This window comes from Pseudomonas sp. SDO5532_S415 (assembly GCF_054071155.1).
Genome location: NZ_JBSVWS010000189.1, coordinates 1 through 10,296, shown reverse-complemented (window position 1 = coordinate 10,296; position 10,296 = coordinate 1). Strand labels below are relative to the sequence as shown.

Annotated in this window: 14 protein-coding genes; 2 read left to right on the top strand and 12 right to left on the bottom strand. The window is 62.1% G+C overall.

Going from position 1 to position 10,296, the window contains the following annotated elements; translation table 11 throughout:
* Nucleotides 1-54: 54 nt before the first annotated feature.
* The 12 genes from ACW9HW_RS26220 to nrdR all read right to left on the bottom strand — a co-directional run bounded on the left by ACW9HW_RS26220 (nucleotide 55) and on the right by nrdR (nucleotide 9,010).
* Entirely contained in the window at nucleotides 55-855 is an 801-nt protein-coding gene (locus ACW9HW_RS26220) for a cobalamin-binding protein (RefSeq protein WP_457402181.1), read from the bottom strand.
* Entirely contained in the window at nucleotides 855-1,274 is a 420-nt protein-coding gene (locus ACW9HW_RS26215; protein WP_095197204.1) for an MFS transporter, read from the bottom strand. The genes ACW9HW_RS26220 and ACW9HW_RS26215 overlap by 1 nt, the downstream gene beginning before the upstream one ends.
* The gene (gene ribA, locus ACW9HW_RS26210; protein WP_044465292.1) at nucleotides 1,271-1,888 is read right to left on the bottom strand and encodes a GTP cyclohydrolase II; all 618 of its coding nucleotides are present in this window, start codon (nucleotides 1,886-1,888) and stop codon (nucleotides 1,271-1,273) included. The genes ACW9HW_RS26215 and ribA overlap by 4 nt, the downstream gene beginning before the upstream one ends.
* 223 nt (nucleotides 1,889-2,111) lie before the next feature.
* A complete protein-coding gene (locus tag ACW9HW_RS26205; RefSeq protein WP_095197203.1) occupies nucleotides 2,112-2,843 on the bottom strand; it encodes a substrate-binding periplasmic protein in 732 nt (243 codons plus the stop codon).
* Between the two features lie 35 nt (nucleotides 2,844-2,878).
* Nucleotides 2,879-3,382 carry a phosphatidylglycerophosphatase A family protein gene (locus ACW9HW_RS26200; protein ID WP_095197202.1) on the bottom strand — a complete coding sequence of 168 codons (504 nt, stop codon included), beginning with the start codon at nucleotides 3,380-3,382 and terminating at the stop codon, nucleotides 2,879-2,881.
* On the bottom strand, nucleotides 3,379-4,344 hold the full coding sequence (thiL, locus tag ACW9HW_RS26195) for a thiamine-phosphate kinase (protein WP_095197201.1): 966 nt from the start codon (nucleotides 4,342-4,344) through the stop codon (nucleotides 3,379-3,381). The genes ACW9HW_RS26200 and thiL overlap by 4 nt, the downstream gene beginning before the upstream one ends.
* A gap of 28 nt (nucleotides 4,345-4,372) precedes the next feature.
* Entirely contained in the window at nucleotides 4,373-4,873 is a 501-nt protein-coding gene (gene nusB / locus ACW9HW_RS26190) for a transcription antitermination factor NusB (RefSeq protein WP_095197200.1), read from the bottom strand.
* Nucleotides 4,870-5,346, bottom strand: a complete 477-nt coding sequence (gene ribH, locus ACW9HW_RS26185; RefSeq protein ID WP_003228649.1) for a 6,7-dimethyl-8-ribityllumazine synthase — start codon at nucleotides 5,344-5,346, stop codon at nucleotides 4,870-4,872. Before ribH ends, nusB begins: the two co-directional genes overlap by 4 nt.
* A gap of 233 nt (nucleotides 5,347-5,579) precedes the next feature.
* Nucleotides 5,580-6,671, bottom strand: coding sequence for a bifunctional 3,4-dihydroxy-2-butanone-4-phosphate synthase/GTP cyclohydrolase II (gene ribBA, locus ACW9HW_RS26180; protein WP_095197199.1), 1,092 nt, complete (start codon nucleotides 6,669-6,671; stop codon nucleotides 5,580-5,582).
* 31 nt (nucleotides 6,672-6,702) lie between these two features.
* Nucleotides 6,703-7,368, bottom strand: coding sequence for a riboflavin synthase (locus ACW9HW_RS26175; protein WP_008059524.1), 666 nt, complete (start codon nucleotides 7,366-7,368; stop codon nucleotides 6,703-6,705).
* A 47-nt stretch (nucleotides 7,369-7,415) separates the two neighbouring features.
* Complete coding sequence (gene ribD, locus ACW9HW_RS26170; RefSeq protein ID WP_457402177.1) at nucleotides 7,416-8,549, bottom strand: bifunctional diaminohydroxyphosphoribosylaminopyrimidine deaminase/5-amino-6-(5-phosphoribosylamino)uracil reductase RibD; 1,134 nt, start codon at nucleotides 8,547-8,549, stop codon at nucleotides 7,416-7,418.
* Entirely contained in the window at nucleotides 8,546-9,010 is a 465-nt protein-coding gene (nrdR, locus tag ACW9HW_RS26165) for a transcriptional regulator NrdR (protein WP_003228656.1), read from the bottom strand. Before nrdR ends, ribD begins: the two co-directional genes overlap by 4 nt.
* Nucleotides 9,011-9,127: 117 nt before the next feature.
* Here nrdR and ACW9HW_RS26160 point away from each other — a divergent pair, with 117 nt between their 5' ends.
* Both ACW9HW_RS26160 and ACW9HW_RS26155 read left to right on the top strand, forming a co-directional pair.
* Nucleotides 9,128-9,592 carry a YbaY family lipoprotein gene (locus tag ACW9HW_RS26160; protein ID WP_095197197.1) on the top strand — a complete coding sequence of 155 codons (465 nt, stop codon included), beginning with the start codon at nucleotides 9,128-9,130 and terminating at the stop codon, nucleotides 9,590-9,592.
* Complete coding sequence (locus ACW9HW_RS26155) at nucleotides 9,589-10,242, top strand: class I SAM-dependent methyltransferase (RefSeq protein ID WP_095197196.1); 654 nt, start codon at nucleotides 9,589-9,591, stop codon at nucleotides 10,240-10,242. The genes ACW9HW_RS26160 and ACW9HW_RS26155 overlap by 4 nt, the downstream gene beginning before the upstream one ends.
* Nucleotides 10,243-10,296: the final 54 nt, after the last annotated feature.

Here is a 10,296-nt window from a genome sequence, read left to right as displayed (position 1 = left end):
GGGGCACAGCTCCAATGTGGGAGCGAGCCTGCTCGCGAAGGCAGCACCTCGATCTCAGCGCTCGGGCGCGATCAATTGGCAAAGTTTGGCCGTCGCTTCGACCATTTGCCCGCTGGGCCGCTCCAGGCCTTTATCGGTCACCCGCAACAATTGCCCGTTCACCACTGCCGCTACCTGTGGCCACGCCTTCCACGCATCCAGCTGAGCCTGATCAGCGGCCAGAATCACCTCGGGATTGCGCTGCAACACCGCCTCGACGCTGACTTGCGGTGCCGGCAGCGTCAGGTCGGCAAATACGTTCCGGACACCGCAGACATCAAGCGCATCGCTGATGATCTGCCCGCCGCCCACGGTGTACAGCGGCCGATCCCAGACCTGGTAGAACACCCGCAATGGTTGATCCCGCCGATAGCGCTGACGCAGTTCCTTGAGCCGCTGACGCAGATCGGCGGCCCATGCAGTTCCACGCTCAGGTCGCCCGAGCTGAGTGGCTATTGCCTCGATCTGTGCAGTGAGCTGCTCAAGGCTGTGCGGTTCGGCGACGTAGGTCGGGATGTTCAAGCGCTTGAGTTGTTCGCGCTGCGCCGGGCCGACGCTGCCGGGCCAGAGCAGCAGCAAATCGGGCTTCAGGCTGAGCAGCCGCTCCATGTCCAACTGGCCGTAGCGGCCAACGGAAGGCAGGTTCTTGAGTTCAGCGGGACGCTCACCGGCATCCAGCACACCCACCAGCAGGTCGGCGGAACCCAGTTCGACAACGATTTCCGAGAGCGACGGCGCCAGACTGACCACCCGTTCGGCCGCCATCGACGAACCGCTGACGGCCAGCAACAGAAATGCCAGCCAGACAGGACGCATCAACCCAGCTGACGCGGAATACGGTAGAGGTAGAACAGCACCGTGGTCGACAGCGCCAACAACATCAGCGGCACCGCTTCAAGACCGACAAATACCGCCAATGCCGCGATCCACGCCGGCAGGCTGGCGGCGAGGAACGCCGTGCGCCGCGTGGCGGCCAGGCTGATCCACGCAGCAGGTTCATCCGGGGTATCGAGGGCTTTCTGGGTGGCGATCAACGCGTGTTTGTAGCTGCCAAAGAACTTCAGGCTGACAAACATCGAAGCGACACCGGCGATGAACAACGGCATCGTCAGCACCGGCAAGATAGCCTCACCCTGGCCGAACACGCCGTTGATCACCAACAGCGGCAACAAGGCCAGCGCAAAGTATTGCCACCAGTTGACGGACAATCGCCGCCGCACCTGACCGCGGGTCACGCCCGGTCTACCTCGCCCTGATGCTCGTTACCCATCATGTGGTCGAGTTTGCTGGCCTTGGTCGCCAGGTAGAGTTTGTTGTGCGGGTTATGGCCGGTGTGCAGCGGCACGCGCTCGGCGACCACGATGCCCATGTCGGTCAGGGCTTTGACCTTGCGTGGGTTGTTGGTCATCAGACGCAGGGATTTCACCCCCAGGTGCTCCAGCATCGGCAGGCACATGGCGTAATCACGCTGGTCGGCCGCGAAGCCCAGGCGCTCGTTGGCTTCAACGGTATCGGCACCGCCATCCTGCAATTCGTAGGCGCGGATTTTATTCAGCAAGCCAATGCCGCGGCCTTCCTGCCGCAGGTACAGCAGCACGCCACGGCCTTCACGGGCGATGGCCTGCAGCGCTGCTTCAAGTTGCGAGCCGCAGTCGCAACGCTGGCTGAACAAGGCATCGCCAGTCAGGCATTCGGAATGCAACCGGCCGAGTACCGGAGCACCGTCGGCGATCTCACCCAGGCTCAGCACAACGTGCTCGCGCCCGGTAGCTTCATCGAGAAAACCGTGCATGGTGAATTGCGCAAAAGGCGTTGGCAGCTTGGAAGCGGCGACAAAAACGACAGGCACCGGTGTGCTCCTGATCTAAAAGTCTGAAGATTCGCAGGCCGGCATTGTAACAGCAGGTTCCGACAGACGCTTAGGCTGAATTATCGGCCATAACAATCAAAAAGTTTGATATCCGGACTGCCACGTTCCCTTGTGGGAGCGAGCCTGCTCGCGCAAGCGGGCTGTCAGGCGAGAAAAATGTGACTGACAGATCGCTTTCGCGAGCAGGCTCGCTCCCACAGGTTTAATCAAACGGATAAGGCTGCTTCCAGCGCTCGAAGATCGGTTTCAGTTCGCCGCTTTTTACCAACGCTTCCATACGCTGGTCGAACAGGGCCATTAATGTACGAGCCTGTGGCGTCTTGGCAAAGCACAGATACAACGGCAACTCCGCGATATGGGTGCGGCGGAACTGGGACGGATCCTTGGCCCGATTGAGGACGTAATCGACCTCAGTCAGCGCATCTATGTAGAAATCAGCACGGTTGTGGGTCAGCATCGAGACGATGCCTGTGCGCCGGATCACTTCATCGTAGCGGCGTACGTTGGGCAGGTAGTCCTGATAATCGTAACCGCGGACCCAGGCCAGTCGATAATTGCCCAGGGTTTCCGGGGTCGGCACAGGGCTGCTGGCCAGCCCCAGGGCATAGATGTGATCGGTGTCGAAATTCCACTGCGGATAGAGCAGTTCGTCCGACTCGTCGCGGTAGGAACCGACACAGGCGTCCACTTCGCCGCGTTGGGCCAGGCCCATGGAGCGCAGGTAAGGTTCGGTGCGGATGTCCAGTTTGACCCCCGCTGGTTCAAAGACCTGCCGCAGCACGTCCCAGCCAAGCCCGTGGCCATCGGCGGCGGTGTAGTCTTCCCACTCTTCGCTGGCCAGGTGAATCACGGACGGCGTCGTTGCGGCCTCCCCCGCGTGGGCGAGTGAGCAAAACAAGGCGAACACCAGCACCATCAACCCGCGTCGAGCCATCCTTAGTTCTCCCAATCGCCTCATAACCTCTCAGGTCAGGCGAAAATCCATACCAGCCCCTGCATCGCCAACCATGCGAATACCCCGGCCAGGACATCATCGAGCATGATCCCGACACCGCCGTGAACATGCCGGTCGATCCAGTGAATCGGCCACGGCTTGAGGATATCGAAGAAGCGGAACATCAGAAAACCCGCCAGCAGCCACTGCCAGCCTTCCGGCACCAGCCACAGGGTGATCCACATTCCGACCATCTCGTCCCAGACGATGCCTTCGTGATCGTGCACCCGCAAATCATCGGCGACCTTGCCGCACAGCCAGAAGCCGAACAGCATGGTGATGCCCAACATCAGCCAGTAGCCCCAATCGGGCAACATTTGCCATAACGGGATAAAGGGTAGCGCAACCAACGACCCCCAGGTGCCCGGTGCCTTTGGCAGGGTGCCCGAGCCGAAGCCGAACGCCAGGAAATGCCAGGGATTGCGCCAGACCGATGGCGGTACGAATTCCGCCGGGACCTGTTTGGGATGATCTGTCACGGTGTCTCCCGAAAATGTTGATAACCCCGGGTTTGCGGGGTGATGTCTTGCCCATCGGCGTCCAGCAGCATCACGCCCTGACCATTCACCACGCGCCCGATCACATGGATCGGCCAGCCGTCGGCCAGCAAGGCAGGCAATTCGACGGACGGTAGAGTGAAGGCCAGTACGTAATCGTCACCGCCACTGAGGGCGGCACGTTCCGCGCCTGATCGACCAAGGAAAGCGAGCAGCGCCGCCGACAGCGGCAACCGTTCGCGTTCGAGCTGCAGACCGACGTTCGACGCCAGGGCGATGTGCCCGCAATCGGCGAGCAGGCCATCGGAGATATCCAGCGCGGAAGTCGCCTTGCCACGCAGTGCCATGCCCAATCCAAGCTGCGGTTGCGGCGACCAGTAATGCGCCAGCAGCGGGTCGGCGATGACCGCCTCGGCGCTGCGCTGGCCCAGCACCAGCGGCAATGCCCCGGCGGCATTGCCCAATTCGCCCCCCACGCACAGCAGGTCGCCCGCTTGCGCGCCGCTGCGGGTCAAGGCCAACCCGCCCGGCACCCGACCGAACACGGTCATGGTCAGGCTCAGCGGCCCACGGGTGGTGTCGCCGCCCACCAGCGCCACGCCGCAGCTTTGCGCCATGAGGTTCAAACCACGGGCATAGGCTTGCAGCCAATCGGTGGTCACCGCCGGCAAGGTCAAGGCAAGGGTAAAGGCAACGGGGGTGGCGCCCATGGCGGCCAGGTCGCTGACCGCAACAGCCAGCGAGCGCTGACCGAGCAGAAACGGATCGCAGGGATCTGCGAAATGCACACCGGCCACGAGAGTGTCGGTGGAAATCGCCAACTGCTCCCCGGGGGGAACAGCCAGCAAGGCGCAGTCATCGCCAATGCCGAGGGCAACGCCTTCGCCGCCCTGCGCACAAGGCGCGGCGGCGAAGAAATTGCGGATCAGCTCAAACTCGCCCATGGCTTTGTGCCGACGTTACAAGCGCCGATCAGCGCTTGAACGCCTTCACTTCAGCTTCACGCAGACGCGGAGCCAGCTTGTCGAGCACGCCGTTGACGAACTTGTGGCCATCGGTGGAACCGAAGACCTTGGCCAGTTCGATACCTTCGTTGATCACAACGCGGTAAGGCACGTCGACACGCTTGAGCAGTTCCCAGGTGGACAGGCGCAAAACCGCCAGTTCAACCGGGTCGAGCTCTTCGATGGTCAAGTCCAGGCAAGGCTTGAGGGCGGTGTCGATCTCGGTCTTGAACTGCGGAACCCCGTGCAGGATTTCGCGGAAGTACGCGCCATCGACATCGGTGAAATCGTTATCGACCCGGAACTGCGCTTCGATCTCGTTCAGCGACTGCTTGGCCATGTGCCATTGGTACAGTGCCTGGGTCGCGAGCTGACGGGCTTCGCGACGCTTGGCGCTTTTCGATGGCTTGCCGGCATCCGCAGGCTTTGGATCGCGCGGGTTGAAACGATCGCTTTCGTCGCTAATCACTTGGCCTCCAACTGCGCCAGCAGGCTGACCATTTCCAGAGCGGACAAGGCAGCTTCGGCACCTTTGTTACCGGCCTTGGTGCCGGAACGTTCGATGGCTTGCTCGATGGAATCAACGGTCAGGACGCCGAAAGCGACCGGAACGCCGAACTCCATGGACACCTGGGCCAGGCCCTTGGTGCATTCGCCCGCCACGTATTCGAAATGCGGAGTACCGCCACGAATGACCGCGCCCAGGGCGATGATTGCCGCGAACTCGCCCTTCTGAGCGACTTTCTGCGCAACCAGCGGGATTTCGAAGGCGCCAGGCGCACGGATGATGGTGATGTCGCTTTCGCTCACGCCATGGCGAACCAGGGCATCAACTGCACCGCTGACCAGGCTTTCAACGACGAAGCTGTTGAAACGGCCCACTACCAGAGCGTAGCGGCCTTTAGGGGCGATGAAGGTACCTTCGATGGTCTTCAGGGTCATTCGATAGATCTCTTAAAGAGCCGGGACGCGTCTTCTACGCGCCCCTCAGTGATATTAGCCACGAATACATGTCCGGAAAAACCGCATTGCCGGTTGATTACACCCCAGTGGCGAGGGGATTCATCCCCGTTGGGCCGCACAGCGGCCCCTATTTTGGGACTGCTTCGCAGTCCAACGGGGATAAATCCCCTCGCCACAATGGATCTACGCCAGCAATACGAAATCCCCGGTCATTATTCGGAGGGCACGTATTCTACAACTTCCAGATCGAAACCGGATATCGCATTAAATTTCATCGGCGCCGACATCAGGCGCATTTTGCGCACGCCAAGGTCACGCAGGATCTGCGAACCGGCACCGACAATGCTGTAGGTGGTCGGTTTTTTCGCCACGGCGTGATCGGCGGTTTCGCGGATATGCGCCAGCAGCACATCGCCATCAAGCGGGTGACCGAGCAACAACACCACACCGCTGCCGGCCTCGGCCACCGCGGCCATGGCGGCGCGCAGGCTCCAGCGGCCCGGCTGCTTGACCATCAGCAGGTCGCGCAACGGGTCCATGTTGTGCACGCGCACCAGGGTCGGTTCTTCGGCGCAGACATTGCCCAGGGTCAGGGCCATGTGCACGTCGCCTTCCACGGAATCACGATAGGTCACCAGGTTGAATTGGCCCAGTTCGCTGTCCAGCGGCTGCTCGGCAATCCGCTGAACGGTACGTTCGTGGATCATCCGGTAGTGAATCAGGTCGGCGATGGTGCCGATCTTGATGTTGTGTTCGGCGGCGAAAGCTTCCAGTTCGGCGCGACGGGACATGGTGCCGTCGTCGTTCATCACTTCGCAGATCACGCCGCTCGGCTCGAAACCGGCCATGCGCGCCAGGTCGCAGGCCGCTTCGGTGTGGCCGGCACGGGCCAGGGTGCCGCCGGCCTGGGCCATCAGCGGGAAGATGTGGCCCGGACTGACGATGTCTTCAGCCTTGGCATCACGGGCAGCGGCCGCTTGCACGGTGCGCGCACGGTCGGCGGCGGAAATGCCGGTGGTCACACCGGTGGCCGCTTCGATGGACACGGTGAACTTGGTGCCGAAACCGGAACCGTTGCGTGGCGCCATCAGCGGCAGCTTGAGCAATTCGCAGCGTTCGCGGCTCATCGGCATGCAGATCAGGCCGCGGGCGTGCTTGGCCATGAAATTGATGTGTTCGGCCTGGCAGCACTCGGCGGCCATGATCAGGTCGCCTTCGTTCTCGCGGTCTTCGTCATCCATGAGGATGACCATCTTGCCTTGGCGGATGTCTTCAACCAGTTCTTCGATGCTATTGAGCGCCACAAGGCACCCCCTTTTTTTCGAAATTTGAGCTTCAGGATTTGAGATAGCCGTTGGCGGCCAGAAAGCTTTCAGTAATGGTGCTGCCGGCAGTTGGCTCTGCGGCCTTGTCGCCCAGCAACAGGCGCTCCAGGTAGCGGGCCAGCAAGTCGACTTCCAGATTGACCCGGCGACCTGGCTGGTAGGACGCCATGATGGTTTCGCTCAGGGTGTGCGGAATGATGGTCAGCAGGAACTCGGCGCCATCGACCGCGTTCACGGTCAGGCTGGTGCCGTCGACGGTGATCGAACCTTTATGGGCGATGTACTTGGCCAGTTCTTTGGGCGCGCGGATGCGGAATTCCACGGCGCGCGCGTTTTCGGTACGGGCAACCACTTCACCCACGCCATCGACGTGGCCGCTGACCAGATGCCCACCCAGGCGTGTAGTCGGGGTCAGGGCTTTTTCCAGGTTGACCGGGCTGCCGCTTTTCAGGTCGTTCATGGCGGTGCAGTCGAGGGTTTCGCGACTGACGTCCGCCGCGAAGCCGTTGCCCGGCAATTCAACTGCCGTCAGGCACACGCCGTTGACCGCGATGCTGTCGCCCAGTTTGACGTCGCTCAAGTCGAGCTTGCCGGTTTCTACATGGACCCGCACATCTCCGCCTTTTGGGGTCAATGCACGAATACTGCCGATGGATTCGATGATGCCGGTGAACATGGGGTTCTCCTCGAGAACAGAGCCAGCGCTATAGCGATGGCCGGGAATTATACGCTCGCCGCTGGCGAAGGAATGGCGGTGACTCGCCAGTCATCGCCCACCGCGCGAATTTCGGTGATTTTAAGCTCGGGTGCATCCTTCATTTGCGCGAGCGGCCAATCCAGCAGCGGCCGTGCCGAAGAGCCCAAAAACTTGCCGGCAATGAAAATCTGGAACTCATCCACCAAACCGAGTTGAGCGAAAGCACCGGCCAGCCGTGGACCGGCCTCGACCAACACCTCGTTGACGCCACGTTGGGCAAGCTCGACCAGCAACTGGCGCAGATCGACCTGACCATCGTAGCCGGGCACGATCAGGCATTCCGGGCCGTTGGCGTATTGCTCTTCCACCGCCACGCAGGTGGCGACCAACGCCGGGCCGGCCTTGAAGAACGGCGCATCCAGCGGCACGCGCAGGCGACCGTCGACCAGTACCCGCAGCGGCGGTCGGCTCATGGCCAGTGCGGTTTGTCCGGCATCCAGCCCCAGCTCATCGGCGCGCACCGTCAAACGGGCATTGTCCGCCAGCACCGTATCGGCGCCGGTCAGCACCACGCTGGCCTGGGCGCGCAAGCGCTGAACCGCGGAACGCGCCGCCGGGCCGGTAATCCATTGGCTCTCGCCACTTTCCATCGCCGTGCGACCGTCCAGGCTCATGGCCAGCTTGACCCGTACGAACGGCAAGCCGTGCTCCATGCGCTTGAGAAAACCCGGATTGAGCTTGCGCGCCTCGCCTTCCAGCACACCGCTTTCAGTGGCGATGCCGGCCTGCTCCAGGCGTAGCAGGCCACGACCGGCGACTTCCGGGTTCGGGTCCTGCATCGCTGCCACGACCCGCGCTACCCCGGCATTCACCAGGGCATCGGCGCAAGGCGGCGTGCGACCGTGGTGGCTGCAAGGCTCGAGGGTCACGTAAGCCGTAGCGCCCCGGGCCCGTTCACCGGCGGCGCGCAACGCATGGACTTCGGCGTGGGGTTCGCCGGCGCGCTCGTGCCAGCCTTCGCCGACGATTTGCCCGTCGCGCACGACCACGCAGCCGACCCGCGGGTTGGGGTGCGTCGTGTAATGACCTTTGCGCGCCAGCTCCAGCGCGCGGGCCATGTAGTGGGCGTCGAGGATGGCCTGTTCGGCGGACGTGGTCATTCTTTCACCGGTTCACGGGCCAGGCGATCGATCTCTTCGCGGAACTCGTTGAGGTCCTGGAAACGGCGATACACCGAAGCGAAGCGGATATAGGCGACTTCGTCGAGTTTTTGCAGCTCGGCCATCACCAGCTCACCGACCACGAGGGATTTGACCTCGCGCTCGCCGGTGGCGCGCAGTTTGTGTTTGATGTGCACCAGCGACGATTCGAGGCGCTCGACACTCACCGGGCGCTTCTCCAGCGCACGCTGCATGCCGGCGCGGAGTTTTTCTTCGTCGAACGGCTGGCGACTGCCGTCGGTTTTGATCAGGCGCGGCAACACCAGTTCAGCGGTTTCGAACGTCGTGAAACGTTCGCCGCAGGCCAGGCATTCACGCCGGCGGCGCACCTGTTCGCCCTCGGCGACCAGACGCGAGTCGATGACCTTGGTGTCGTTGGCACCGCAGAAGGGACAGTGCATGGTGGCAGGCAACAAAAAAAGGGAGGGCCATGGTAGCGCATCCCCGTGGCAAGACAAGCCATAGGGTTTGCGGTATACAGACTGGTTATATATGGACTACACCTGCTGGAGCCACAAATGTCCCTGAGACCGCTCGTTTTACTCAGTCTTTTCAGCCTGTTGGTGGCCTGCAGCAGCGATGCGCCCAAGCCCCAGCCGCCGACACCCGGCCCCGCGCCGGAACAGGCACAGAAGAAAGCCAGGGAATCGGTCCCGCTCGGCCCGCTGCCAGCGTATCAGCGCGAATTGAGCGGCACCTTGCAAGGTGTACCAGCCGGCGCCGAAGTCGAACTGGCGTTGCTGGTCATCGACGAAAAAGACCGCCCGCAACAATTGCTCGCCAGTTCAAGCCTGATCGGCACCAACCAGGTGCTGCCGTTTCACCTGCGCTTCAACCCGGATGCCTTTCCGGTCGGTGCACGGGTTGAACTGCGGGGCCGCGCCAGTCAGTCCGGGCAATTGATCCTGCACCTGCCGTCGCAACGGATCACGCAACCCACCACCCAGGTGCTGGGCCAACTGCAATTCGTCAAAGCACCATGAATGCACCGCTTGACCTGCAACAGGCATTGGGTGAACTGCTTGGCGATGCACGCCTGGTCGCCTGTGACTTGCCGGAAACCGAACTGAAGCTGTGGCTGATCGACGGCGACAACATGGACCGCGCCTTCAGTCCGGAAGAGACCCGACGCATTCTGCATGAGCCGCCCTACTGGAGTTTCTGCTGGGCCAGCGGCCTGGCCGTGGCTCGCTACCTCGCGCAATTCCCCGAATGGGTCAAAGGCAAACGGGTGCTGGATTTTGGTGCCGGCTCCGGCGTGGCGGGAATTGCCGCGGTGAAGGCCGGGGCGCTGGAAGTGGTGGCCTGCGACCTCGATCCACTGGCGATTGCGGCCTGTCGGGCGAATGCCCAGCTCAATGACGTACAGCTCACTTACTCGACGGATTTCTTCGCCGAGGCCGATCGCTTTGATCTGATCCTGGTGGCGGATGTGTTGTACGACCGGGCGAATCTGCCGCTACTCGATGAGTTTCTCAGTCGCGGGCGAGAAGCCCTGGTGGCGGATTCGCGGGTGCGGGATTTCCGGCATCCGTTGTATCGGCGTATCGAAATGCTCGAAGCCATGACCTTGCCGGATCTGTGTGAGCCCGAAGAGTTTCGCCATGTGAGCCTGTACCACGCGCGGCGCTAGTTAAAAGCTTCGCGAGCAGGCTCGCTCCCACAGGGAGTTTGTGAACGCCGCAAA

Coding starts and splice junctions, on each gene's coding strand:
- ACW9HW_RS26155 (WP_095197196.1), top strand. CDS start 9,589: ATGAATGCACCGCTTGACCTGCAACAGGCATTGGGTGAACTGCTTGGC.
- thiL (WP_095197201.1), bottom strand. CDS start 4,344: ATGGGCGAGTTTGAGCTGATCCGCAATTTCTTCGCCGCCGCGCCTTGT.
- ribD (WP_457402177.1), bottom strand. CDS start 8,549: ATGACCACGTCCGCCGAACAGGCCATCCTCGACGCCCACTACATGGCC.
- ACW9HW_RS26175 (WP_008059524.1), bottom strand. CDS start 7,368: ATGTTCACCGGCATCATCGAATCCATCGGCAGTATTCGTGCATTGACC.
- ACW9HW_RS26220 (WP_457402181.1), bottom strand. CDS start 855: ATGCGTCCTGTCTGGCTGGCATTTCTGTTGCTGGCCGTCAGCGGTTCG.
- ACW9HW_RS26160 (WP_095197197.1), top strand. CDS start 9,128: ATGTCCCTGAGACCGCTCGTTTTACTCAGTCTTTTCAGCCTGTTGGTG.
- ACW9HW_RS26205 (WP_095197203.1), bottom strand. CDS start 2,843: ATGGCTCGACGCGGGTTGATGGTGCTGGTGTTCGCCTTGTTTTGCTCA.
- nrdR (WP_003228656.1), bottom strand. CDS start 9,010: ATGCACTGTCCCTTCTGCGGTGCCAACGACACCAAGGTCATCGACTCG.
- ribH (WP_003228649.1), bottom strand. CDS start 5,346: ATGACCCTGAAGACCATCGAAGGTACCTTCATCGCCCCTAAAGGCCGC.